We start from the raw sequence: 26,392 nt of genomic DNA, 5'->3' as shown, positions 1-26,392 counted from the left end.
CCCATGGAACTTGGAACTCTGCGCAGCCGCCGTAAAGCTTCCTTCTGGGGGAAGATCGTACCGTACTTTCCTTATATTATGCAGAGCGGGGTTGCGGTCCTGCTGTTTATATTGTTCATTGCTTTCTCGGCCTGGTATACGTCGTTCCTTAAGCATATCCCGCCAGAGCTTCCGATTCACTGGATTATGCTTCTCATTCTGAGCCCACTTACGATAGCTGCAAGCTTTAGAACCTATATGCAGCCTGCCGATGTGAGCTTTCTGCTGCCGCAGGAATATCGAATGAAGCCGTATTTCATGCCGGCCTTCCGGAGTGGAGTGACGTACAAGCTGATCGGCTTGTTCATTCTGCTGTTGGCTGCTTGGCCGCTCTATGTCCGCAGCAGTCCGGAGCCTAAACCTCTATGGCTGATGATCATTGTGCTGGCCGTGCTGAAAATCATCAGTTCTTACGGGGGATGGCAGGAACTGCGGATGGTTTCGGCCAGAGCGAGGAGCGGATACCGTCTCTTGCGCTGGTCCCTGGTGATTCTGATGCTGGCGGCATGGCTCTGGCAGCCGCCGCTGAGAAGTATGATATTCACCTTGTTGGTGGGAATAAATTACGTGCTGTCGCTTCGTATGGCGATCAAACATCAAGTCCCTTGGGAGACGCTGATTGCCACAGAGAGGACCCAAGCTTCAAGAGTCAGCCTGGTTCTGGGCTGGTTTGTGGATATTCCGGCAGACGGACAGCGGGTATATCCCCGCAGGTGGCTATCGGGAACCGGGAACCGTGTGCCTTGGGGACAAAAGGACGCCTTTCGTTACTTGTTGATCAAATCTTTTGTCCGAAGTGAACTGCTTGGGATTATGGTCCGCCTGGCTCTGCTGGGCATGCTGCTTGTGTGGTGGACAGGAGGAAGCTTATGGGGACCCGCGATTTACTTGTTCCTGTTATTTGCGTCCTGTATGCAGCTCAGTACACTTCGGAAGATGCACAGGGATTCTCCGGCAGCTTCCTTCTATCCAATTCCACCGGGGGCCTCCATCGAGGCGGCTCTTCGTTTAATGTTCGGGATTGGATTGGCACTGGCTATCCTGATGTGGCTCCCGATGCTTGTGTTGGGTATGGCCCAGCTTACCATTGTTCTGGCAAGCCTTGCTGTGGGGATTGTGCTTGTATTCCTGCTGCGGAGCCGGTTCGCGCGAACGTGGAAGAAAGAAGAGGATGAGGACGAGGATTGATTGCGGGCAAGCCCCCAAACACGGAACACAATTTAAAAGGCCACCTGAGCAGCTGACTGCTCAGGTGGCCTTTTTCTTAAATCAAAAGATTAGTAAAGGATGGTACGGCTGACGATTACAAGCAGAATGAACAATACAAGGATTGCACCTGTGCTTGTAAATGCACCTCCGATACCGCCGCCGTATCCTCCTCTGTTGTCACTAACTTCACCCATGTGTATATTCCCCTTTCCCGTCTGTGATTAGGTACATGGTATTGTATGACAGGGATAGGAGCGGTGCTTGGGTAAAGGTCTAGACCGCTTAAGATTGCTTCCTCAAATCCTGAACGCCCTGATAGATAAGGTCGTACAATTCTTCCAGATTCTCTTCCGCGATGCAGGAGAACGCCACGCGCAGATCATGATCGCCGAGCGCGATGGTTCCTACGCCATATTGATGAATGAGATGCTGGCGCAGGGCCTCAGCCGGCACATCTTTAAGCTTAAGACACATGAAATATCCGGAGTTGAAAGGATAGTAATCCCATGCGTCCGCGTACTTGCCGCTGTCCAGCAGCGATTTCACTTTGTTGGCGCGGCCCTTCATGATTACAAACTTCTCTTCCTTTTGCTTGCCGAAATCAGGAGATTTGAGCGCCTCCAGCACAAAGGTCTGGGAAGGATGGGCTCCGCTTGAGATCGTGGCACGAATGATTCCAAGCGTCTTTTGCTCAAGAGCGGACAGAACCTCCTGATTCTCGCTGGCAAAAGTAATAAAGCCCACGCGGAAGCCCCAGACATACTCTTCCTTGGTAGCCCCGTCGACTTTAACAGGAAGGATGCGGGGATGAAGCCCTGCCAATTGACCGAACAGTGATTCGTGCATGGAATCCTCAAAGAAGAGACCGAAATAGGCATCGTCCGTTACAACCACAACGTTAATTCCAGCTTCCGCAGCTTCGTATAGGGCAGCCACAATTTCTTTGCCTTCAGCTTCCCCAGGCGTGTAACCGGTCGGGTTGTTCGGGAAATTCAGAATGACCACGGCTTTGCCTTTATCCTTCTGGGCAAGCAGCGCTTCCCGGAGCCCTGCGCTGTTGAAGGTCATCTGTTCGGTGAAGAGCGGGAAGTTCACGATCTTGCCGTGACGGCGGATACCGAAGGTAAGCTCGTAGTTTTCCCAGTTCTTATCCGGGTAAATGACCGCGTCTCCTTCATTAACGAACAGATCTGCCACAACGCTAAGGCCATGAGTTAGGGCGTTAGTGACAACCGGATTGCCATAACTCTTGCCTTCAAGGGACGGATTCTCCTGAAGCATCTTGGCGCGCCATGCTGACCGGAGCTCAGGCTTGCCCGCAGGCGGAGCATAGGGGTACAAGTCCTTCGGGTTAAAAGCGGACAGCGAGTCCTGGAATACGGACAGGTGCATTGGTCCCCCATTCTCAGTAGCAATTCCAATGGTGGCATTGAACTTCTTCGCGTGGGCCGTTGCTTCCGCCGATTGGCTCAGAATCCCCTCTTTAGGGAAGTAGATCTCTCTTCCAAGCGTGGAGAGCACCTCGTACACATTGGCATTTCCAGCTTTGATATTCTCATTTAACTGTTCGGCAAGTGGGTTCATCTCTCGTTCATCCTTCCAGTCTTTTAGGATCCCTTGGTATCCGTTTTTTACTGCCTAACATTATAACATTCTCCCAGGGAACCGTCACGGTCAAAAACCTTCTCAATCGGTATGAAAAGGGCAATACTGTGACATCAGCCGGATAGTTTCCAGGTCCTTGCCCTGGTTGCGGTCCTCCAGTCCTGAAATCACTCCCGCCCGCCGCGCTCCTTTCATATTCTGGCCGAATTTGAATTTGGCGCTGATCTGTTCGGGGATGATCTTGACGACGGAGACAGCCTTAAGATTCCCCGTGTATTCGGGATTCGCGGCATCAATTGGAAGGTAGCCACCTTCCGGCTGCAGCTTCTGCATGAATAGATTAAGGGCAGCCGCCTTTTCGGTCAGGTCTGTGACCTTCTCGGCTCTTCCTTTAACCATTACGCTTTTGAAGAAGGCGGTGGCCGGGCAGGCCAGATCCGGATCAAAGAAATAAGAAGGAATCAAGGAATACTCTTCGGCTACGGTAAAGCTGACCCGGTTGTCTGATTTCATGTGTTTCATCTTCTCGCCGGCGAGGCTTCCGTGGAAATAGAACACTTCATGTCCATATACAAAATTAAGCGGGGTAACCCGGCTCCAGCCATCCTCTCCCACCGTGCCCAGGAAGCCATAACTTTGTTCATGCAGGAATTGTTCGATTTCCTGCTGTTCATGTACTGCAAACTCTTTCCGTCTCATCCTTAGAAATCCCCCTTCGTGTATACCACCGAAAGCATATAGAAGCTGACGGCAAATTGTGATTATCAGCATAATTCGGGAATTGACATATAAAAAGAACCAATTTAGATTAATTTTATTAGTCCAATTTCTATTGACTGGCACATTCCTACGCTGCTTAGAGCATTTACATATGAAAGGATGAATCCGGATGGATCTGACCTTGCCTTGGGAAGCAAGCTTAAGACAGCATCGTTATAAATATTTGGCACTCTATCATGCCATCCGCACCTCCATTCATGAGGGCAGGCTGCCGGGAGGAACCCGTCTTCCCTCCTCACGGGAGTTGGCCGGATTATATGGAATTTCCAGGGGTAGTGTCGCCCAGGCTTACGATATGCTTCTGGCGGAAGGTTATCTTCTGCCGGAGGTGGGGCGGGGAACTTATGTTGCACCATGGGTGGCCAAGCCCGAAAAGGAGCAGGCCGCCCAGGCCAAGCTGCCGCTATCTCCTTGGGGCAAGCGGGTAAGCGAAATCCAGGGCCGCCCTGCCGGGAGCTCAGCGTCAACCCGGCAGGGCGGAAATGAAGCCCCCCGCTCACCGGGCTTCATTTCGTTCAGTGAGGGCAGGGCGGACATGAGGCATTTCCCGCAGGCGGAGTGGAAAAGCGCGCTGGCCTATGCCGCGAAGGAGGAGACCGCGGACGATAACCTCAGCCCCGAGGACCCGTTCGGGGATGAGGGGCTGCGGAGCGCGGTCGCGGCTTATCTGCGCAGAAGCCGGGGGATCGCGGCGGACGCTGCGCAGATCTGCCTGTTCAGCGGCTCGATGCAGGCCATTGCGCTGCTGACCCAGCTGCTGCTGGGGGAGGGCGAGCCCGCCGTAGTAGAAGATCCCGGATACCACGGGATCTTCCGGGCGGTGCAGGCCTGCGGCGGCAGGGCGCTTCCGGCGATGCTGGACGGAAGCGGTATTGTGCCGCAGGATTGGCCGGCACGGCTGCTCTTCGTGACGCCGGGCCGGCAGTTCCCCACCGGCGCGGTGCTGTCTTCGCCGCGGCGGCGGGAGCTGCTCGCTTGGGCCCGGCGGCATGAAGCTGTCATCATCGAAGATGATTATGACAGCGAATTCCGCTGGGGCGGGCGGCCGCTGGAGCCGCTCAAGGCGCTCGACCGCGAGGAGCGGGTGATTCACATCGGCTCGTTTACGAAGACGATGTTCACCTCGCTGCGGATCGGGTACGCCGTGCTGCCGCCCGGGCTGATTCAGCCTGTGCGCCGGGCCAAGGCGCTGTTCGAGCCGACGCCGCCTGGCAGGCTGGAGCAGCGGGCCCTGGCCCGCTTCATGGCGCGGGGAGAGTATGGCCGCCATCTGCGGCGGATGCGCCGGCTTTACCACAGCCGGCATGATGCGCTGCGGGACCAGCTGTCCACCGGTGAGATGGCGCAGCTCTTCCGTGTGCTGCCTGCAGATGCGGGGCTTCATATCTATGCGGAGTGGAGAAGAACCCCGGAGGAGTTCCGCAGGCTCCGCGCTGCGGCGGTGAAGGCCGGAGTTGATTTCCGCGATGCGGGCTATTACCGGCTGACCGCTGGAGAGCCCGCGGCCTGCTTTTCATTTTCTCATTTGCAATTGGAAGAAATTAACGAGGGAATTCAGCGTTTGCTTGGGGCATGGAGGCTTGTGCAAGACATGGGGAATACATAGTATAATGAGATGAACCGGGCAGGACGGGAATGATCGTCCAGAGATGCTCAGGAGCATTATTATATAAAATGAACTTTAGGATATCTAGTTCAAGCATTTCGGAGACAACAGCGGCCTTAAAGAACACTCGGCATCTCAGCGCTCTAAAGGGTAACCTTCATAAGTTCATTTTATATAGCTCAATTAAGTAGCAGGAGGGAATATCATGCTTCATGCTTCAACGTCTTCTTTCGTGCTGAAGCCTGCCTTTGCGAAGATCGTATGTGAACCCGGCTGGAAATGGCAGAAGCGGGAGAAACCGCTGGAGAATTATGATCTGTTCTACGTATGGAGCGGAGAGGGCACGGTTGTGCTGAATGACCGTCCTATCGAAGTAAGACGGGGAAGCTGCTTCCTGTTCCGTCCAGGCGACCATACGAGCGCCACGCACAATCCGCAGAAGCCTTTAGTGCTGACCTATATTCACTTTGATGTTAACGAGCCGGTGTCGGAAGTTCCTGGGGCCTACCGGGTACTTGAGGATACACTGGATTTCGAATATATGCTGTCAAGGTATGTAAGATTGTTTCTAATTCGGGCCTACGCGGCTGAGGAGGAGGCTCGTCTCATTCTGAAGCAGCTGATGATCCATTTGCTGCGGGAGGAGAAGGAGAAGCCGGTGGAGAAGAAGGTCAGCAATCAGCTGACGGAGGTTATACATGAAGTGGCCAACTATGTGATGCAGCATCCGGGCTTGCCTCACCGGGTCGAGGATTTGGCGGCGAGAGCGGGGCTGTCTGCGAGATACTTCTCCATTAAATTCAAAGAGCTGACCGGCGCGTCGGTTCAGTCTTATATTATCAAGTGCCGGATTGACCGGGCACAGCATCTGCTGCTGCATGCCGGGATGAATGTGACGGAGGTGGCGGATGCCCTCGGCTACAGGGATATTTTCTTTTTCAGCCGTCAATTCAAGCAGTACACGGGTAAGAGTCCTTCGGAGATCCGTTGAGAAATTTTCGGGAAAGCCTGTTTCAACCGTGGACTGGCAGGGTAATGGGTATTTATGTTACTTTTAAGTAAGGAAGGAGGTGCCTATATGAGCAGACGGCGGATGCGCAGCCGGGATAGCTTTTCCAAAGGCTGCAGCATTTTTCGGAATCGTTTGCGCCGGATTCGGCCAACGGCAGAACGTCAAGAGTACTGGTTCTAATTAATTCTGATACTTAAAGTAAGTTCATGTTATTCACATATTCAGCACTGGGTGCTGTCAGGAGGGCTGTCCGTCTATCGGGCAGCCTTTTATTATTTTTATTCTAAGTCTAACGAGGCTCAGCTTAACGAAAAGCTTTCAACATGTTTTTCGAGTTCTGTAACTGAATTTATGCGGAATTTTTTATTTTTATAATCTATAAGTCCTTCACTTATACACTGGGCAATCGAGCGATTTAAACTTCTAATTGGGGCACAGACCTCACTGGATAACATTTGCTTTGTAAGGTTATGCAGATCCCCCATTTTATAATGATTATGTATACTCAGTAATACACGATCACTCACGGTTAGAAGGGATAGCTTTGCTGCAATATCCGAACTTAAAATCAATTTCGAGGCGAGTTGCTTAACGATATAAAAATTGAAGTTAAAATCAATTTTCATCCACTCATAGACTTTATTTTTGTGGATAGCGATTGTTTCGCAGGTCTGTTTTGCAATAACGCCAAGGGTTTTAATATTTTCATTAAAAATTTCGATTTCACCGAAGCAGCTATAGGAGTGGTAAATATATAAAGAGAGCATCGTTCCTGCATAACTCTGTCTATATACTTCGGCTGTGCCTGTGGTTAGGATGTAAAGATAATGATTATGTTCACCTGGATGGAGAATCAGACTACCTTTCTCATGGGTTCTATAAATAAATTCCTTTTTAATATGTAATGGTGCATGATTCACTATATTTTCAAAATCCATTCCTTCACCTTCTTTTTGTTTTGGTCATTTGACCTGTTTTCATTATAGGAGGGATTTTATAATAAGGCCAAATAAGCAATGGAGGCCACAGGATGAGAAAATTAATTATCGATACCGATACGGGAAGTGATGATGCAGTTGCGTTAATCATGGCGCTGAAGTCTGCGGAAGTTGATGTTCTGGCTGTGACAACGGTTTGTGGGAATGTGCCTTTGGAACTTGCAACTAAAAATGCTTTAATGACTGTAGAAGTAACGAATGCCCAGAAGCCACCTGTTTATGCAGGAGCAGCTAAACCTCTAATGAGGGATCTCGTAACAGCAGTTCATGTGCATGGTGAAGATGGTATGGGAGATGATCATTTAATTCATCCTACCCTTAAGCCTGAATATGGGCATGCCGTAGATCTGATGTTGGACTTAGTAGAAAAAAATCCAGAAGAAATAGAAATTGTCACCATAGGTCCAGTTACAAATATAGCTCTTGCCATATTAAAAGCGCCAGAAACGATGAAGAAGGTTAAGCGTATTTATTCGATGGGCACTGCCGGTTTTGGTCCTGGGAACACTACCCCTGTAGCCGAATTCAATGTATATGTTGATGCGGAAGCCTATAGAATTATGATGAACTCAGGGATTCCTGTTAGAATTATCGGATTTGATGTTTGCTTAGGTGAAGCCGCTTGGAATAGAGACGATATGGAACTTTTACTGGCAAGCCAAAAGGAAGAAGCGGTGTTCGCTGTCAGGTGTAATCGCTCTCTATTAGAGTATAACCTGCAAGCAAGCGGAGGGTATTTTGTAGATTTGCCTGATGCCGTCGCCATGGGAGTCGTATTATGGGAGGATATCGTTCTTGAAGACAAGTTATGTTACTGCAATGTGTGTACTACAGAAGAAGTCACTTATGGCCAGGTGGTCATAAATGACGGAGGGAAATCAGCCATCTCCGATGGTTTCGGTACCAACCTTCCTAATGCAACGGTTTGTAAAAAAATCGACAATCAGTTATTCAAGAGAAGGTTACTGGAGTTATTGGTACGGTAACTTTTATATTGATAGATTTGCTTGTTCGAAAAAGCCGCAAAAAAGCCGATTCCTGAACGTACAGGAATCGGCTTTTTTACGGTAGTTGAATCGGGAGTGTACCCTAATCCTTCCGGTAAAAGCGTCCCAGCAGGGTGCCGAGCTGCACCGGCGACCCTACGGCCAGATCAGGCAGCGGTTCGAAAGTGCCGTTCTCGGTCAGAAGGACGACGGTGGAGCCGAACTCGAAATAAGCCATATCATCACCGCGGTTCCAGGAATCCACAGAGGCATCCGTATACTTGATGCTGCTTACATTCATGGCGCCGACTTTAACCACAGCCACCTCGCCAAGCTCGTGGGAGATATAGGTGATCAGCCTTTCGTTCCGGCTGAGGACTCTTTTCATGTGAGTAAGACCAAAATCATTGACCGGATATACCCGTCCTGGAAGGTGCTCGCTCTCCACTTTCCTGCCTGTGACCGGAGCATGGATACGGTGATAGTTGGTTGGGCTCAGGTACAGAACGAAGAAGTATCCGTTCTTGTACGTCTCCATGTGCGGGGAATGACCAAGCAGTTCATCCAGCGAGTAGTCCTGTCCTTTCACTTGAGGGATCAGCCCCCCGTTGACGGGGCCCATGCCTGTGATTATTCCGTCCACCGGACTGATCAGGGCGTCGGGAACTTCCGGGATCGGGCGCATGCCGGTCTTCAAACGCCGGGAGAAAAATTCATTCAGGGAGCGGTATTCGCTAATATCTTTCTCCGCTTCATGCAGCGGAATATTATAAGTTTTTGCAAATGTGGGGATTACGTGACGACTCAATCCGGAATGGGAGAAGTGTCCCATGATTTTAGAGATCCATTTCCGGGAGGAAAGTTCGGTCATCAGCCTCATCACTTTTTTTGCCATTGGGCCTCCTCCTTAAAAACAGATAAGACAAAGCTTATATTGACATAGAACAAGGTTTAAATCAACCATGAACATGGTGGATTGCATATTTTAACTTGATGATTGAATGGGAAATAGTGTATGTTAAGATCAATTGCATAGGATACGGGTGCTCGTGGAAATGGGCTGAGATTGCAGATATATTCCTCTGCTGACCGTTAATCTGAACTGGATAATGCCAGCGTAGAGAATCGAACGTCCGAGGACCCGTCCGCCGTCTGTGCTTTATTCAGACGGCTTTTTTGTATGCAATAGTATAGAAGAAGGAGATGAGTTACATGCAAGAAGCTGTTAACCGGGGAAGAGGGAGAGGACTGAAGCTGAGCGATTTGCTCGTTACCGTCTTTGTATCGCTGGTGCTTGGGGTTGTCTATCATTTCTGGAGCTCTGTCTACAGCCTGTTCACCCCATTTTTTAAAGAATCCAATGAGATTGTATACGGGATGTGGTTCATCGCCCCCACACTGTGTTTTCTATTGATCCGCAAGCCGGGGATCGCGCTGATCGCTGAGGTGGCCGCTTCCCATGTGGAAATTTTGTTCGGAAGTGAATGGGGAATCCAGCTGGTGTTCTACAGCATTGTACAGGGTCTTGGTGCGGAGCTGGTCTTTGCGGCATTCCGGTATAGAAGATTCACCCCGGGAGCTGCCGCGCTTGCTGGGATCGGTGCCGCTGCGGGCTCCATTATTCCGGATATTTATTATGGCTACCTCGCGGATTATCCGGCATGGCTGGTGATCCTCAAGTATGTCCTGCGGGCTATCAGCTCCGCTGTGATTGCCGGCTACCTGGCTTACGGCCTGGTGAAGGCAGTGGAGGCAACGGGAGTAACCAGACAGCTGCGTCCGCTCCAGGACAAAGATTACCAGGCCTTGGAAGACTAGCGTCGTGGTCCGGGAAATAGGTGTTTCTGTGGGAGCGGGCGAGGCCCCTGCCGCCGCTGTTACGGACTTAAGATTGAAGTTCTCTGCTGAGGACCCGTTCGTTTTTAAAGACCTCTCCATCACGATACATAAAGGTGAAAAGGTGCTCCTGCTGGGGCCGAGCGGGTGCGGCAAATCGACCTTGATGCAAGTGTTATGCGGCATCATTCCTGATATTGTGGAGGTGCCGATGAGATGTAAAGAGCAGGTTGTGCCAGAGGCCTGGGGTTTTGTGTTTCAAGACCCGGATACCCAGTTCTGCATGCCTTACGTGGATGAAGAGCTTGCCTTTGTGCTTGAGAATCTGGGCGTTCCCCGGGAGGAGATGGAGCCCCGTATCAAGGAAGTGCTTCAGGAGGTAGGGCTCCAGCTGACCGGGATTCATGTTCCTATCGATTCATTGTCCCAAGGGATGAAGCAGCGCCTGGCCTTGGCATCTGTCCTGCTGCTCGGCCCAGATGTTCTCTTCCTTGACGAGCCGTCTGCCCTCCTTGACCCCGAGGGGCGAAAGCAGATCTGGGATTCGGTTAGGGCTGCTGGTGAGGGAAGAACGGTGGTCATTGTGGAACACCGGATTGAGGAGATCTTCGCTTATGTGGACCGGGTCATCCTGTTCGGCCCTGGCGGGAGCATTGTGGGGGAAGGAAGGCCGGAGAAGGTATTTGCACAGTACCGTAAGGAGCTGCAGGATTACGGGGTATGGTATCCGGGAATATGGGAGGATTACTTGTCGTCCACACGGGGAATGAAAGTATTCGGTTCCGTGGGGGAAGCAGAGGAGGCCCGTGATGCCGATCTTTGCAGGGGTGAGGAGGTTGTCACCCCAACCAATGAAGTGCTGCGGTTAAGGGCATTTACCGGACTGCGGGGACGCCAGCCTGTGATTGAGGTGGATGGTGCTGCGGTGTATCCGGGAGACTTTATTGCGGTGACAGGCCCTAACGGGGCGGGCAAAAGCTCGCTTTTATTGAGCTTGATGTCTTTGATCCCTTCGGTGGGAACCTATCTCCTGCTTGGACAGCCTGCGGGGTGGAGCGGCCGGAGGAAGGATCGGTGGAAGTCGGTGCCGGGTTGCATCGGTTTTGTGTTTCAGAACCCGGAGTTTCAATTTATTGCGGATACGGCAGCGGATGAGATTATGGCTTCACTTAAGTATGAAACCGCAAAGACTCAGGTACAGAACGAGGGAAAATCGAGTTCCGCGGACGTGGTGCTGAGACAGTTTGGGCTCGAGGGCTTGGGGGGACGGCATCCCTATCATCTCTCGCTGGGCCAGAAGCGCAGACTGAGCGTAGCCACGGCCATGGTGTGGAGAAAGCCGCTGCTCCTGCTGGATGAGCCAACCTTCGGGCAGGATGCGGTAAATACGTTTGCGATTCTGGAGTTGTGTGAGTCTCTGCGCGGTCAAGGCACAGCAATTCTGATGGTTACCCATGAGGAATGGATCAGCGAGGCAATAGCCACCCGCCGGTGGATAATCAGCGAGGGCAGGCTGACTAGTCAGGGGATTACGAGAAGAGGCGATTTGATGGGCATTAGCCCGGATGGACGGCAGCGCGGAAACATCAGTCCTAATAGGGAACGAGCTGATCTTAGGACGCCTTCCGGCTTCATGGATGTGCCTAAGGAGGATAAGCAATGAATCAGTTTCTTAACTCCCGGTGGCACACTTGGCTGCATAAAGCGAACCCGGCATTGAAGATCGCACTGGTCATGTCGATGTTTCTCGTCACGTTGTTTACCCATAGCCTGGACTTTATACTGTATCAGGCACTGCTGTTTACGGTGATGCTGTTTGCCTTAAGCGGGCACCCGCCGTGGAAGGTATTCCTTATTGTGCTACCGTTCATCCTGATATTTATTTCCTCTTCTTCAACTATGATTTTGTTCGGGAAGGGCGACCATCTCTGGTGGTCATGGGGGCTTGTCCGGATTTCGGAAGAGAGCTTTCACCGGGGAATCCATATCGGGTTCAAGTCGGTTGCTTTTGCCGCGGAGGGGCTTCTGTTCGTGTTGACGACTTCATCGGTGGACCTCTTCTATGCGCTGATGCAGAAGTTCAAGCTGCCGGCCAAATTCGCCTACAGCTTCATGGCTTCCATCCGGCTGCTGCCGATGGTCTGGGAGGAGTTCCAGATCCGCAGGCAGGCCCTTCAGATCCGTGGGATCAGAGCCAGAGGCGGACTCAAGGGAGTTGTAGGGCAGGTGAAGCTTTACGGGGTACCCTTGCTGGCCCAGAGCATCCGCCGCGCAAGCCGGGTTGCGGTAGCAATGGAGTCGAAGAGATTTAACCGGAACCGGACGAGAACTTATTATTACCCTTCAAAATATACCCGTTATGATGTTTATACAGTGCTTCTCTTCGGGACGGTGGTTGCGGCGGCATATTGGGCGGGAGAGGGTTTAGCCGTGTTCGGGATAACAGACGTGCGATATCGTTGAAATTCAACATTCCCTCGCCCAAATAAAACGTCTCATTGCAGAGAACAGCAGGCGTTAAGGAAGATTGAATGAATAAAGAAAACAGGCCAATGGGGGGATGGTCCCGGTTGGCCTGTTTTTGATTTTTTGATGTTTGTTCTAGACTATTGATCCCTGATTTTTTAATTCTTGATTCTTTGATTCGTGAATCCTGTGATTCTTATCTTCCAAGTTAAATTTTCAAATCAATTTCAAAGGTCTTGATCTCGTACGGCTCAAGCACAAAGGTAATGCTTGGATCTGTGGATACCTCGCCTTCAGGCTGCTCCATCAGATTGCATTCGGTCCAGGAGGCAATCTTAAAGTCGCTCTCCAGAGTTAGAGATGAGCAGGTGCCCGAGAAATCGTGAACCCGAACGATGACTCTGTTCCGGTCTTCGGATTTCTTCACAGCGGAGATCATGGCTGTGCTGCGAGATAGTCTGAACATGGACAAGGACGGAGTAGTCTGAACGCCTTCGGCCACCCGCAGCGGGTTGTTCAGTGCCCAGGCACTTCGCACCGTATCCCCTTGCAGCCAGTCGCCAGTATGCGGGAACAGGGAATAGGTGAACGTATGGTAGCCTTGATCGGCTTCTGTGTCCGGGTGGATCGCACATTTAATGAGTGATAGCCGCAGGACATTGTTCTTGATGTCATAGCCGTACTTGCAGTCATTCATCAGGCTGACTCCATATCCTTTGTCAGACAGATCTGCCCACTGATGGCCAACCGTCTCGAATCTTGCGGCATCCCAGCTTGTGTTCCAGTGTGTTGGGCGCTTCACGTTGCCGTACTGGATGTCATAAGTAGCTTCAGTCGCCCGGATATTGACCGGGAATGCGACTTTAAGAAGCTGCTGGCGCTCATGCCAGTCGGCTTCGGTTACGAAGTCAATCCGGCGGGAGTTCGCATACACGATCATATTCTGGCTAAGCGTGGACTTGCTGTATTTCCACTCAAAGCGGATGACAGTCCGAAGCGGGCCAGTTTCTACCACTTTGGAGTCAACAAGACCGTTCAATTCCTTTGATTTCTGCTGGTAGAAAATATCGATATCCCATGCCTCGTGCGCAAGAGGCTTGTCTTCAAACAGCTGGAATACATTGCCCTTTGCCCCTGCAGCCAAGACTTCACGATCTTCGGCAATATCATAAATTCGGGTCAGCTGCCCGTGTTCGTTCCACTGCAATTCATAATAAGGGGTCGTAATCCCATCCGGTTTGATCGTGAACGGAGATCCAGCCTCGGCGGCAGCAGCATCGCCTTCCTCCAGACGGATCGAAGTCCAGCCCATCGCAGGCACATCCCTTACTTCGATCATCCAATGTCCGTCTTCTACTTGAGCTGCCAGCGAACGCCCGTCACAATCTCTCCAGACACGGTTCTCCGAAGTGCCTTCTATCGGAATCTGTACCAGCTGGGTCTCTGCCCAAGGGGATGAATTCCAAACGGTATACACATTCGGCTGGGAGTTATGGATCAGAGCCTGTTCAGCCTGATTCCAGGCTTCCAAACCGATTCTCTCGGCCTCTTCATATTCAATTCTGCTGTCCTCATACACTTCACGAATGGAGGAGCCAGGAATGATATCATGGAACTGATTGCGGAGAATGATCTTCCAGCCCTCATTCAGCTCTCCGCTGCGGTACAAACCAAAGTCTCCCATCAGCACACTATGTGCCACGCCGAGCCATTCACTCTGGCGGTAGAGCAGTTCCAGCTTGCGGTTCATCCGCTTATTGTGGGCCTGACTTGTATAGGTGCCCCGGTGGTACTCCAGATACAGCTCCCCATCCCAGGTATGAACATAGCTGGTGGTGTCTTCCACAGTCTTGTTCAACTTGCGGAAATATTCGTCCGCACGGCCGGTCTCTAGCTTAGGCAGCCCTGGCATACGATCCAGTCTGCGGCGCATCTCCAGCATCTCCCGGTTAACCCCGCCACCGCCATCGCCATAGCCGTAGGAGAGGAGGAGCTCCTGGTTCATCTCTTTATCCCGGTATGCATCCCAGCTTCCTTTAACGGTCTTCGGAATGATCTGACCGTTGTAGGTGTAGAACCATGACCCTGGCTGCGACCATGGCTCTGTGGTTGTGATAAAGTGGGTGAGAATTTCGGTGCCATCGATTCCGCGCCACTTGAAAGTGTCATGAGGCATCCGGTTATACTGGTTCCAGCTGATCTTGGTGGTCATGAAGGTGTGAATCCCAGATTTCTTCAGGATTTGCGGAAGCGACCAACTGTATCCGAACACATCGGGCAGCCAGAGGTAATCGCAGTCTGCATCAAATTCCTGCTTGAAGAAGCGGGTGCCAACCAGAAGTTGTCTAACCAGGGATTCACCCGAGGTCAGGTTGCAGTCGGCTTCCAGCCACATGCCGCCGCCGGCTTCCCACCGTCCTTCGGCAACGCGTTCTTTGATCTTCTCGTACAGCTCAGGGTAATCTTCCTTCACATATTCGTAGAGCTGAGGCTGGGTCTGTAGGAACACATATTCCGGGTACATTTCCATCAATCTCATCACCGTCGAGAAGGAGCGGGCACATTTCTCCCGGGTATGCTTCAGCCTCCACAGCCAAGCTACGTCAATGTGGGTATGGCCGATACAGGTGATTTGAACCGGCGAGGTTTTCTCCATATGGTCAATGGCGTCCGACAGGAAGTCGCAGGCCTCATATACAGAAGCGTAGAATTCTTCCGATCCGGGTTCGCTCCAGTCAATCCGCAGGAGGGAATCGTCCGCCGCTTTGAGCAGCTTGGCCCGCTCCGCCATATTCTCATCCAGTACCTTTACGGTTTCGGATACGGCAAGCAGAGTGTAGTAGTAATCGTCAACTTTTTCATCCAACCAGCATATTTCAGCCAGCTTCACGCCGTGGGTCTGGTTTTTCGGCTGTCCTCCGCCTTCGAGTCCTGACCATAAGCGGAACTTCAGTTCCACGCAGGTTCCTGCCATTTCCTCATTAAAGAACACTTCCATATGATTGGAATCCACGCCTTGATAGGGTTTGCCGTGCAGGTAGAACAAGGATTCGAAGCCGGAGTTGTTGCCCCCGCCTGTCTCCCCGAAGTCAAAGCGGCCGAGAATGCGGCGTCCAGACCACGAGGCTGGAACTTCGACAACGGCCGACAGCCACAGATATAGATCGCGTCCGGTCCACGTTCCGCCTACGGGAAGCGTGTTCCAATTTGCATTCACTTCAGGAACTGAAGGGTTTATTTCTTTTCGGGTGTCTTCCAGAGATTTGAAGCTGGAGATCGATTGGGAATCACGGTAACGGTAACCGGACAGCTCGTGGAGCCGGTTGCCAATTTTGTGCTGGGTTAAGAACATGGCAAAAAAGCCTCCTTCATGTTGAACAGCAGGCAGTGAGAGGAAATATATGCGTAACGGCACCTGTGGTGCCACAGTGCTGCAGAGCTTAAAATTACGGTGATCTAGGGGATCATGATTCATTATAGTCAGCGGGAAGGGTTTAATCAAATTTTTTTTCCGGGATCAGGAAATCGGCTAATTGGCGAGCTATGGGCAGGTTAACCGACAGCTGAAGTTTATGAAAAATGTAACAAAGTAGGTTTGCCGGATTCTGGAGTGCGGTGGTACACTGAACCCAAATAAGCACCCGAAAGGCAGGCCAAAGCAACGGATGTCTAAAATTCGCAGATTTTACCGGAATCATCTGAAAAGGAAAATGTTCAACAAGATCATTCTCCTCTACTCGGCGGTGATGATCATTCTGTTCGCCACTGCGGCAGTGATGGTGTATCAATATCAGGTACAGAGAATCATCCGAGAGGAGACGGATGCCAATCTGAAGACAGCCCACGTGCTGAGCCTGTATTTAAGCAGGCAGTATGAGAATCTGCAGAACACCATACAGACGGTCTATGCGGACGCATCGCTAAGCGATGAGCTGATGAATTTTCTTACCCACAATTATGAGAGCTATTTGAGCTATAGGCTGGACAACTTCTCGAAATCGGGAGAGCAGCGGATGAACTCCTTCAGTGCCACGTTCAAGTCTTATCTGGAGCAGGAGAAAGGGGCCGTGGGTTTGTCCATCTTCAGCTATCCGATGAATTTCTATCTCTCGATCAGCCGGGACAATCAGCAGATTGATTATGAAACCGCTTCCGTGCCGTCGCTTAAGGACTGGATTGCCAAGAGAAGACAGCACCCCTGGGATACGCTGCCGGTGAAACGGGAAGTTCCCCGGCTGCTCCGGCCCGATATTTCCTTGTATTCTTACGCCAGGGAGCTGCAAGATCCTTGGACCCTGCAGCGGATCGGCATGCTGACCGTGGAATTTGATCCTTATCAGATTACGAACTGGCTGAACTCCAGGGCACCGGTAGGCAACGGCAGGGTGCTTGTGATCACGGCTCAAGGCCGGGTAATCTATGACTCGGAGCAGACTTATTTCGGCAAAATTTATCCTTACCGCGACAAGCTTGAGAATAGCGGGGAGTGGACTCAGCTTGAGGAAGAGTCCAAGATCAATGTGCTCAATATCGGAAATGCGGGCTTGTCCGTGGTCGGCATTGTATCCAAGTCTTCAATCGAGAAGAGCACAGGCAGCTTAAGGACAGGACTTATTCTGGTTACTTTTATATTTATCGTCGCCAGTGTCATGATCACAACATCGATTATCCGCAAATACTCCAAAAAGATTCAGCGTATTATCCGCTCCATGAGCCGGATTGGGGACGGGGATCTGACCACCCGGATTCAAATGCCGGGGGAGGATGAGCTGAAGCAAATCTCACAGAGGTTCAATGCCATGTGTGAAAGTCTTGAACAGCATATCGACAGAGTATATACGTCCGAAATCAAACAGAAGAATGCCGAGCTTGTGGCGCTGCAATCCCAGATTAATCCGCATTTTCTGTACAATACCCTGGAGTCCATCCGCATGAAGGCTTATGACAAAGGGGCCCGTGATGTCGGTCAGATGATCTACAGCCTTTCCGTGATGTTCCGGAATATGGTCAAGAAGAGCACTATTGTGACGATTGAGGAGGAGATGGAGATGATCTCCATCTACCTGGATTTGTTTCGTTTCCGGTATGAAGGGCGGCTTCAGACGGAGGTAAGCATGGACCCTGAAATTAGCAGCTGCCAAATTATCAAGCTTCTGATTCAACCCATTGTGGAAAATTACATTGTGCACGGCTTCCGTGCCCATGAGGAGGATAACCGCATTTCGGTTGTCGCGGCAGGGGCAGGGGACTTCATTACCATTACGGTGTCGGATAATGGCTGGGGAATTCCTGCGGATAAACTCAGGGCTATCCGGGAAAGGTTGACCGCCGCGTCCCCGCAGTCCGGCAGCGGGGGCTCCGAGCAGCATATCGGGATTCTGAATGTGCATGAACGCCTGCGTCTCAATTACGGAGAAGACTATGGCGTGTCCATTGATAGTCAGGAGAACCGGGGAACGGAAGTTATTATCAAACTCCCGGTTATGAAGAAGGGGGTATAGGGATGAGAAAAGTGTTTTTTGTGGATGATGAGCCCTTGATTGCTCAAGGCTTAAAGTCGATAACGGATTGGCAGGAGCTCGAAATTCATTTGGCAGGATCGGCAAGCGACGGGGTGCAGGCCTTGGAAATCCTGAGACAGGAGCCTGTGGACCTGTTGATCACAGATATCATGATGCCTAGAATGAACGGCCTGGAGCTGATTCAGAAAGTGAAGGAGATCAGCCCTGAAACCAAATTCATCGTGCTCAGTGGGCATGAAGAGTTCGATTATGTGAAGAAGGGGATCTCCCTTGGCATTGAGAACTACATTCTAAAGCCGATTAACATCGAGGAGCTGGAATCTACGATCCGCCATATTCGGGCGGATTGGGCGCGGGAAGAGCTTGCGGTATTTCATTTTGAGGAAGACAGGACTGTTCTGAGGAACAACGTCCTTCAGCGCTGGGCCGCAGGCGAGATCGAACTGCTGGAGTTCAAGCAGCGGGCAAGGCTGCTCGGCATTCCTGCGGATCACAAGTATTATCAGGCCTGTATCTTCCGGCTTGTCTCGGAACAGCCCTCTCGCCCTGAGTACTACCGGATGAACGGCTTGGCAGAGGAATGTGCCCGGAGGGCGAGAGAATCGCTGCCTTTGGGCCAGGAAGTTATCGGATTCCCCGATGGGGATGAGGACATTGTGGTTCTCTATGCTTCAGCAGAACCAATGGATCCGGAGGTGATTCGGGCCGGGGCCGAGATAATCTCGAAGCTGATCCACGAACGGACCCAGATGAGGGTATGGAGCTCGGAAGGAACGGTGGGCAGTAATTTCAGCGGGGTGCAGATCAGTTATGATTCAGCCAAATCTGCCTATGGAAGACTGATTATTTCCGGGGAGCGGGCTGCCGAGCATATCGGAGCCGGGCAGCTGGAGGAAGCGAAGAGTGACTTCCCCCTCTGGGGGGATGAGCAGTTCGCGAAACTGTGGATTGAAGGCAGCAGGGAGGCGGTGGCGGAGTTTATTGAGACGGTCATGGCAGACCGCGGAGGCAAAGAACTGCTGCCGCGCCAGCCGTATGTTAATACGGCGATCCGTCTGATGCTGGCTTCACGGACCCGGGATAAGAACACAGACTATCACGAGCTGATTTCCCCGCTGCCCCGGATCAATACGCTCAAAGCGCTGCGGGAGCATGTGAAGCGTGTGGTCATCCGGAATATGACCCTGGCTGAAACCGTGCACGAGGAGTTCAGTCCGCATGTAGCATTCCTGATGAAGAAGGTGGAGATGAGCTATGCGGAGGACCTGTCCCTTAAGACGCTGAGCCAGAAGCTGGACCTTCATCCGAACTATCTGGGTCAATTGTTTCAGCAGGAAGTGGGAGTGAGCTTCTCGGATTATGTCAATCATTACCGCATCGAGAAAGCGACCCAGCTGTTGCTGCATACGGATCAGAAAACCGCGGATATTGCGGCTGATGTGGGTTATTTGGATACGTCCTATTTCTACAGACAGTTTAAGAAGTATGCGGGTGTATCCCCGACAGAACTTCGCAACATGTATGTTAAATAAGAGCTGCAGACAAGTTCGTTTAAGCGGCAGGCATGGGCTTTTAACAGTCTATGCCTGCCGCTGTTTTATTCACGGGTCTTTAATTTTTACATCATGATCTAGTATTTTTCAACTTGTTGCTGGCAGCGCTTTCTTGCGAAAATGAAGGTACTTAAAGAGCGGGTGAGAGAAGAAAAGCTCAGCTGCTGCCGGATTTTGTTGCCTGATCATAGGGGATCTGTAACAGCCGGGTTGGAGAGTAGAGAGAAGTACTTTCGGCAAAGGAGGAGAAGCCGTGTCAGCATTTTTGAAGAAAGTTGTAAGGAACAGGGCACTTCTGTTCATGGTGCTGCCAGGAACGATCTGGTTCCTGATATTTGCTTACCTGCCCATGTTCGGCGCCATCCTCGCATTCAAGGATTTCAGAATCAGCCGGGACGGATTTTTTGCAAGCGTATTTAACAGCAAGTGGGTCGCTTTTAAAAACTTCGAGTATTTGTTCACAACCAATGATGCTTACATCATCACACGAAACACCATTCTTTATAACGTGGTCATGATCATTCTGGGTCTTATCGTGGCTGTGGGATTTGCGATACTCCTAAGTGAGCTCGTGAACAAGAGAATGGCAAAAGTATACCAGACCGGGATGTTCCTGCCGCATTTCCTGTCCTGGGTTATCATCAGTTATTTTGCCTTCACCTTCCTGAGCATGGATAAGGGAACGCTGAACCAGATCATCACGTACTTCGGCGGAACCCCAATCAACTGGTACTCGGAGCCGAAATATTGGCCGTTTATTATCGTGTTTGTCGGAATCTGGAAAAGTGTTGGATACAACAGTGTTATTTACTTAGCGGCCATTACGGGTATTGACCGTTCCTATTACGAGGCGGCGGTCATCGACGGAGCCACCAAGTGGAAGCAGATCCGTTACATTACGATTCCGCTGCTCCGCCCATTGATGATTATCCTGACGATTCTGGCTATTGGCGGTATCTTCCGATCAGACTTTGGACTGTTCTACCAGCTTCCTAAGGATGCGGGAGCCCTTTATCCGGTAACTAATGTTATCGATACCTTCGTATACCGGGGACTCGTTAATATGGGAGACATCGGTATGAGTACCGCAGCCGGACTGTATCAATCCATTGTCGGACTGGTCCTGATTCTGGGAGCCAACTATATTGTCAGAAAAATCGAAAAAGATCACGCGATCTTCTAATCAAGGGGAGGTGCCTAAGTTGTCCCAAGCTAACATCCAGACGACTCCTGTCCAGGTAGGTGGAAAAAGAAAGAAGAAGCCAAAAGACTTCAATAGCCTGCCGCGGGGCTGGAACATCGTTTTTAACATTATTATTGGCCTGTTCTCGTTCTCATGTGTATTTCCGTTTCTCTATGTCATCATCATCTCATTTACAGATGAAAAGACGCTTGCGCTGGAAGGATTCAGCATCTTGCCTAGCAAATTCAGCGCCGACGCCTATCATTATATCTTCAGCACAGGAAGCGAGCTGTTCAGCTCCTTCGGGCTAACTCTGCTCGTTACGGTGCTTGGAACCTTCATCACCTTGTTCCTGGTGACCACCTATGCGTATGCCGTATCCAGAAAGAGCTTTGAATTTCGGGGTTTCTTCAGCTTCCTGGCGTTCTTCACCATGCTGTTCTCGGGCGGTATGGTACCGGGGTATATCGTGATGACCCAATTCCTGCATCTGCAGAATACGATTTGGTCCCTGGTACTGCCTCTGGCCATGAGCGCATTCTCGATCATCGTCATGCGGACGTTCTTCCAGACGACCGTACCGGATGAGATTATTGAATCGGCCAAGATGGACGGTGCCGGTGAGTTCCTGACCTTTGCCCGTATCGTGCTGCCGATCTCTCTGCCGGGGATTGCTACAATCGGTCTGTTCAGTTCTCTTGGATATTGGAATGACTGGTTCAATGCCCTGCTGTATTACAACAAGCCGGATCTTACACCTCCGCTTCAGTTCATGCTGATGCGAATCGAGAAGAATATGGAGTTCCTGCGTCAGATGTCCCAGCATTTAGGGGATTACAACGCGGTTGGGGCGCTGCCGACCGAGACAGTCCGGATGGCTATGGTTGTTCTGGCTACCCTGCCGATTGTAATGGCTTATCCGTTCTTCCAGCGTTATTTTGTCCAAGGTTTGACCGTAGGGTCTGTTAAAGGCTGATCCGCGGATGGATTCAGGTTGTTCCCGCTTTGATGTCTGCAGGCAAGCAGGTGCCGGGCTTCCTACCGCGCCATGGGTCTCATATGTACAATAACCGGAGAGATCCGGTTCTTGTTTGCCGGGATATGAAGGCGGTTTCAATAAATCTAAGCTAAGCAAAGGTATGGATCTGCGGATCCATATAATCAGAAGCCAGGGGGTAAGAGGATGTTTAAGAAAAAAGGATTTGCACTGACTCTCGTATTTGTGCTGATGCTGTCTATGCTCGCCGGATGCGGCGGGGGCAGCAGTTCGGGAGCCAAGGAACAGGAAGCCGTGAAGAGTGATGGAACCGTCGATACGGCGAAGCTGGATCCGGTTAAGCTGAAGCTGTACCTGATCGGGCCTTCCCAGAAAGACCTTGGTCTTGTGCAGGATGAAATCAATAAATATTTGACTAAGAAAATCAACACCACGATTGATATCACGATGATCGACTGGGGCGATTACAGCCAGCGGATGCAGGTCATCACCAGCTCCGGTGAAGACTATGATATCGCTTTTACCAGCTCATGGGCATTCGATTATCTGCCTAACGCCGCGAAGGGCGCATTCATGCCTTTGAATGATCTGCTTGACAAGTATGGTAAAGGCATTAAGGAAGAACTCGATCCTCGCTTCCTTGAGGGTACGAAAGTGAATGGGGTTAACTACGGAATCCCTGCGAACAAAGAGCTTGCCCAGCAGATGGTATGGCGCTTCAACAAGAAGTATGTCGACAAGTACAAATTGGACATTTCCAAAGTAACCACACTTGAGGATCTGGAGCCGCTGCTCAAGACAATCAAGGAGAAAGAGCCTGCTGACATCACGCCGCTGGCTGTTCCTAAAGGCTTCACACCGTTCCTGCCGATCGACTGGGCGCTTGGCACCGATATTCCAATCGGGATGTATCTGGACACTAAAGACTTCAAATATGTAAACACACTGGAAACACCTGAATTCAAAGCTGCACTTCAAACGATGCGTAAATACTACAAGGCTGGATATGTGCGTGAGGATATCGCAACCCTTGACGGTATCGATAACATCAAGACCGGGAAATGGCTTGTGGACAAGGAAATCACCCAACCGTACGCGGATCTGGGATGGTCCAGAAGTGCTGGCTATGATATCGTAACCCGCCCTATGCAGGATCCGGTGATCTTCACAGGCTCCGCAGCTGGTTCTATGATGGCCATTTCAGCTTATTCCAAAAATCCGGAACGCTCCATGATGTTCCTGAACCTGCTTAATACGGATGCTTATCTGCGCAATCTGATCCAATTCGGGATCGAAGGCACGCACTACAAGAAAATCGATGACACTTACATCGAAGACCTTCCAGCAATGCAGGAGAGATATGCAATGCCTGGTTTCGCACTTGGCAACCTGATGCTGACTTATCTTCACAAGGATGAGCCTAAAGACAAGTGGGATGCTTTCACCAAGTTCAATGAGTCTGCTAAAGTAGCACCTACTTTCGGTTTCAACTTTGACACAACTCCGGTTAAGACGGAAGTTGCTGCTCTGACTAACGTAGGTAAAGAATTCATGCCTGCACTGTTCACAGGTTCCGTAGATCCGGATCAGTACCTGCCGAAAGCGATGCAGAAGTACAAAGAAGCAGGCCTTGACAAAGTGATGGCAGAGCTTCAAAAGCAATTTGACGATTGGAAATCGAAACAAAAATAAGCTCCCAGGGAGGACACCATATGAAAAGAGTCAGACCAGCTTACTATGCAAAAAGTCGAAGCAAACACAAAGCGGCCGTGCTGATGAGCACCGCTGTACTTGCAGCAGCATTGATTGGTTTTGCGGGGCGTGCGGAAGCCGCCCAGCCTCATTCTTCATATTGGTATCCGAACACCCTGCTGGAGTGGTCGCCGTCCACGGATAAAGACGCTGTCTTTAACCGTGGCACGGTGAAGCTTCAGGAGAACCGTGTTCAAGGGCAGAAGGTGAATCCAAATGCCAAGTCCGAGCCCAAAGTGATGGCGCTGGCTTCTATGTATCCGAGCACAAGCGGCGCCCCCTCACAGGGGTCGGAGAAATTCAACACATATACCTTCAGCTACTGGCAGTACATCGATAAGCTGATTATGTGGGGTGGTTCTGCCGGTGAAGGCCTCATCGTGCCGCCAAGTGCAGATGTGATTGATGCCGCGCACAAGAACGGCGTGCCGGTGTTCGGTACGGTATTCCTGCCGCAGACCGAGCATGGCGGCAAGATCGAATGGATGCGCGACCTGTTGAAGCAGCGCGAGGATGGATCGTTCCCGGTTGCTGACAAGCTTGTGGAAGCCGCCAAGTATTACGGCTTTGACGGCTGGTTCATTAACCAGGAGACCCAGGGTGCAACGGCGGAAGAGGCCAAGAAGATGCAGCAGTTCCTGCTGTATTTGCAGAAGATCAAGTCACCGAAGATGGAGATCATCTGGTATGATTCCATGATCAAGGATGGACCTGTCAAATGGCAGGGCGCGGTAACAGACAACAACAAGATGTTCATTCAGGATGGCTCCCAGCGTGTGTCGGATGGCATGTTCCTGGACTTCCGATGGCAGTACAAGGACGAGAAGAACGGCAAGTACGATTACGTGACTCCGTATCTGAACTCCCCGGCTGTCATGAAGTCGCTCGGACGCAGCCCGTATGACCTGTATGCTGGAATTGATGTGGAAGCGAACGGGTATAACAGTGAATTGAACTGGCCTGTCCTGTTCCCGGATGGCAAGCCTGCGACGACCTCACTTGGAATCTACCGTCCAGACTGGGCCTTTAACAGCTCCAAGACGCAAGAGGAGTTCATGGAGAAGGACCAGATTTTCTGGGTGGGAGCGAACAAGAATCCACAGAACACCTCGCAGCCGACTGGCACAAGCCCTTATGCCTGGAGAGGCATTGCTAATGACATTGTGGACAAAACGGTTCTGACCGGTTCGGAAATGATTACCCATTTCAACACCGGAAATGGCCATATGTTTGCTGTTAACGGACAGGTGGTGCGGGAGAAGGATTGGAGCAACCGCAGTCTGCAGGATATTTTGCCGACATGGCGGTTCATTACGGAAGCGGAAGGCGGAGCGCAGCCGCTCAGTCCAGGCTTTGACTTTGGCAAAGCGTTCTATGGCGGAAGTTCCCTGAAGCTGTCCGGTGCCCTTGCGCCGAAGGCTGGTACAACCATCAAGCTGTATAAAGCGAACATGAAGGTGGAAGCGGATACAGAATTGTCAGTAACCTATCAGGCGAACTCCAAGGATGCCCGAGTGAAGGTTGGCGTGGCGTTCTCCGACGCTCCGGATCAGTACGTATTCCTGGAGCCGAAGAAGCTGGATAATATGGGCGCGAACAAGGATTGGACGCAGGGAAGCATCCGGATGAATCAGTACAAAGGACGTACGATAACCGGAATCTCTCTGAAGTTCGAAGCCGCGAAGCCGATTGCCGACTTCCGGGTGAATGTGGGTGAGCTCGCCGTGACCCGTCTAAGTGAAAAGGCGGATAAGCTCAAGGAGGTTACCGGACTTAAGGTCATCGAAAATGACTTCCGTGACGGGATCTATGGCGATGCGCGCCTTTCCTGGACTGCTCCGAAGAAAGCGGACGACGTTCTGTATTATCAGGTCTACCGGGTGAAGCCCGACGGGAAGTACGAGCTTGCCGGAATGACAGGCAACACCGTCTACTATGTGCCTGAGATGAGACGGATTGATAAGGAGAAAACGACCAAGCTGGTTGTGATTCCGGTCAACCGGCATTATGAGCAGGGCAAACCGGCAGGAGTCACCTTCGAATGGCCGGCTTATCCGAAGCCGGTGGCCGCTTTCGAGGCGGATAAGACCCTGATTGCGCCGGGGGACACGGTTCAATTCACGGACCTTTCCTCTGAGGTAACTGAGGGATGGGCATGGAGCTTCCCTGGTGGGGAGCCGTCAAGCAGCACCGAGCGAAATCCGAAAGTGACTTATAATCAAGAGGGAACGTTCGAGGTTAGCCTGACCGCCAAGAACAGTGTTGGCGAGAATGTGGTGAAGAAACAGCTGATCACGGTAACGAAGGAAGCCGCCGGGGGCGTAAGCAATCTGGCTCTAGGTAAAACGGCGACCGCTTCGGGCTTCACCAATGAGAACGAGGCGCCAAAGTTTGCGATTGACGGGGATGACAAGAAGAAGTGGTGCGCTGTAGGCGATGCGCCGCATACTCTGACCGTAGATCTTGGGGCAGCCCACAAGCTCAGCGAATTCGTAATCAAGCATGCCGAAGCTGGCGGTGAACCGGCAGCATTCAATACCCGCGCCTTCAAAATCCAGCTGAGCAGCGATAATGTGAACTGGACGGATGCAGTCAAGGTAACGGACAACACCAAGGGAATCAGCAAACATGCAATCCCATTGACTGAAGCGCGTTATGTGCGTCTGGTTGTAGAGAAGCCTACCCAAGGCGGCGATATGGCGGCGCGGATCTATGAGCTGGAGGTAATGGGGTTGAAGTAAGGGTGAGCGAGCTGCATGGAGCATGCACTGTCCGCTGCGGGCTCGGCTCGGCTTTCTGATCGCTGTTGCCCCCGGATTTCCGGATTGAAGCCGCTAGTAGCGGTAGA

19 protein-coding genes are annotated in these 26,392 nt (G+C 51.3%); 13 read left to right on the top strand and 6 right to left on the bottom strand.

The features are described 5' to 3' along the window. Nucleotides 1–3 precede the first annotated feature (3 nt). On the top strand, nt 4–1,227 hold the full coding sequence (locus tag BN6628_RS19885) for an ABC transporter permease (protein ID WP_068620071.1): 1,224 nt from the start codon (nt 4–6) through the stop codon (nt 1,225–1,227). Nucleotides 1,228–1,316: 89 nt separating this feature from the next. Here the strand turns inward: BN6628_RS19885 and BN6628_RS26720 are convergent, their stop codons facing one another. The 3 genes from BN6628_RS26720 to BN6628_RS19875 all read right to left on the bottom strand — a co-directional run bounded on the left by BN6628_RS26720 (nt 1,317) and on the right by BN6628_RS19875 (nt 3,552). Then, nucleotides 1,317–1,442 (bottom strand): YjcZ family sporulation protein, encoded by a 126-nt coding sequence (locus tag BN6628_RS26720; protein WP_213621041.1) that lies wholly within the window; start codon nt 1,440–1,442, stop codon nt 1,317–1,319. An 88-nt stretch (nt 1,443–1,530) separates the two neighbouring features. Then, the gene (locus BN6628_RS19880) at nt 1,531–2,832 is read right to left on the bottom strand and encodes an aminotransferase class I/II-fold pyridoxal phosphate-dependent enzyme (protein WP_068620070.1); all 1,302 of its coding nucleotides are present in this window, start codon (nt 2,830–2,832) and stop codon (nt 1,531–1,533) included. A 102-nt stretch (nt 2,833–2,934) separates the two neighbouring features. Further along, complete coding sequence (locus BN6628_RS19875) at nt 2,935–3,552, bottom strand: pyridoxamine 5'-phosphate oxidase family protein (RefSeq protein ID WP_068620069.1); 618 nt, start codon at nt 3,550–3,552, stop codon at nt 2,935–2,937. A 190-nt stretch (nt 3,553–3,742) separates the two neighbouring features. Between BN6628_RS19875 and pdxR the strand changes: the two genes are divergently transcribed. Next, complete coding sequence (gene pdxR, locus BN6628_RS19870; protein WP_068620068.1) at nt 3,743–5,239, top strand: MocR-like pyridoxine biosynthesis transcription factor PdxR; 1,497 nt, start codon at nt 3,743–3,745, stop codon at nt 5,237–5,239. Nucleotides 5,240–5,444: 205 nt separating this feature from the next. After that, nucleotides 5,445–6,230 (top strand): helix-turn-helix domain-containing protein, encoded by a 786-nt coding sequence (locus BN6628_RS19865; protein WP_068620067.1) that lies wholly within the window; start codon nt 5,445–5,447, stop codon nt 6,228–6,230. 320 nt (nt 6,231–6,550) lie between these two features. Here BN6628_RS19865 and BN6628_RS19860 read toward each other — a convergent pair whose 3' ends face one another. After that, the gene (locus BN6628_RS19860) at nt 6,551–7,189 is read right to left on the bottom strand and encodes a Crp/Fnr family transcriptional regulator (protein WP_068620066.1); all 639 of its coding nucleotides are present in this window, start codon (nt 7,187–7,189) and stop codon (nt 6,551–6,553) included. A gap of 92 nt (nt 7,190–7,281) precedes the next feature. On the opposite strand from BN6628_RS19860, the gene BN6628_RS19855 reads away from it, so the two are divergent. Continuing rightward, nucleotides 7,282–8,235, top strand: a complete 954-nt coding sequence (locus BN6628_RS19855; protein WP_068620065.1) for a nucleoside hydrolase — start codon at nt 7,282–7,284, stop codon at nt 8,233–8,235. Nucleotides 8,236–8,338: 103 nt separating this feature from the next. Here the strand turns inward: BN6628_RS19855 and asd are convergent, their stop codons facing one another. Beyond that, nucleotides 8,339–9,130, bottom strand: coding sequence for an archaetidylserine decarboxylase (gene asd / locus BN6628_RS19850; protein WP_068620064.1), 792 nt, complete (start codon nt 9,128–9,130; stop codon nt 8,339–8,341). A gap of 317 nt (nt 9,131–9,447) precedes the next feature. Between asd and BN6628_RS19845 the strand changes: the two genes are divergently transcribed. From BN6628_RS19845 to BN6628_RS19835, 3 genes are read left to right on the top strand one after another with little or no spacing between them, the layout of a single operon-like run. After that, on the top strand, nt 9,448–10,053 hold the full coding sequence (locus BN6628_RS19845; RefSeq protein ID WP_068620063.1) for an ECF transporter S component: 606 nt from the start codon (nt 9,448–9,450) through the stop codon (nt 10,051–10,053). Between the two features lie 4 nt (nt 10,054–10,057). Then, entirely contained in the window at nt 10,058–11,734 is a 1,677-nt protein-coding gene (locus tag BN6628_RS19840; RefSeq protein WP_068620062.1) for an ABC transporter ATP-binding protein, read from the top strand. After that, the gene (locus BN6628_RS19835) at nt 11,731–12,534 is read left to right on the top strand and encodes an energy-coupling factor transporter transmembrane component T family protein (RefSeq protein ID WP_068620061.1); all 804 of its coding nucleotides are present in this window, start codon (nt 11,731–11,733) and stop codon (nt 12,532–12,534) included. The genes BN6628_RS19840 and BN6628_RS19835 overlap by 4 nt, the downstream gene beginning before the upstream one ends. Nucleotides 12,535–12,745: 211 nt before the next feature. Here BN6628_RS19835 and BN6628_RS19830 read toward each other — a convergent pair whose 3' ends face one another. Then, a complete protein-coding gene (locus tag BN6628_RS19830; RefSeq protein WP_068620060.1) occupies nt 12,746–15,889 on the bottom strand; it encodes an alpha-mannosidase in 3,144 nt (1,047 codons plus the stop codon). Nucleotides 15,890–16,202: 313 nt separating this feature from the next. Here BN6628_RS19830 and BN6628_RS19825 point away from each other — a divergent pair, with 313 nt between their 5' ends. From BN6628_RS19825 to BN6628_RS19800, 6 genes are all read left to right on the top strand, one after another. Beyond that, nucleotides 16,203–18,038, top strand: a complete 1,836-nt coding sequence (locus tag BN6628_RS19825) for a sensor histidine kinase (protein WP_068620059.1) — start codon at nt 16,203–16,205, stop codon at nt 18,036–18,038. Between the two features lie 2 nt (nt 18,039–18,040). Beyond that, a complete protein-coding gene (locus BN6628_RS19820) occupies nt 18,041–19,591 on the top strand; it encodes a response regulator transcription factor (protein WP_068620058.1) in 1,551 nt (516 codons plus the stop codon). Between the two features lie 274 nt (nt 19,592–19,865). Further along, nucleotides 19,866–20,795, top strand: coding sequence for an ABC transporter permease (locus tag BN6628_RS19815; protein ID WP_068620057.1), 930 nt, complete (start codon nt 19,866–19,868; stop codon nt 20,793–20,795). Nucleotides 20,796–20,892: 97 nt separating this feature from the next. Then, nucleotides 20,893–21,771 (top strand): carbohydrate ABC transporter permease, encoded by an 879-nt coding sequence (locus tag BN6628_RS19810; RefSeq protein ID WP_392397669.1) that lies wholly within the window; start codon nt 20,893–20,895, stop codon nt 21,769–21,771. Between the two features lie 207 nt (nt 21,772–21,978). After that, a complete protein-coding gene (locus BN6628_RS19805) occupies nt 21,979–23,484 on the top strand; it encodes an ABC transporter substrate-binding protein (protein WP_068620056.1) in 1,506 nt (501 codons plus the stop codon). 20 nt (nt 23,485–23,504) lie between these two features. Further along, entirely contained in the window at nt 23,505–26,285 is a 2,781-nt protein-coding gene (locus tag BN6628_RS19800) for an endo-beta-N-acetylglucosaminidase (protein WP_068620055.1), read from the top strand. Nucleotides 26,286–26,392 lie beyond the last annotated feature (107 nt).

It is taken from the genome of Paenibacillus tuaregi (assembly GCF_900086655.1).
Taxonomy (GTDB): Bacteria; Bacillota; Bacilli; order Paenibacillales; family Paenibacillaceae; genus Fontibacillus; species Fontibacillus tuaregi.
This window is presented reverse-complemented; position numbering and strand designations above follow the sequence as displayed.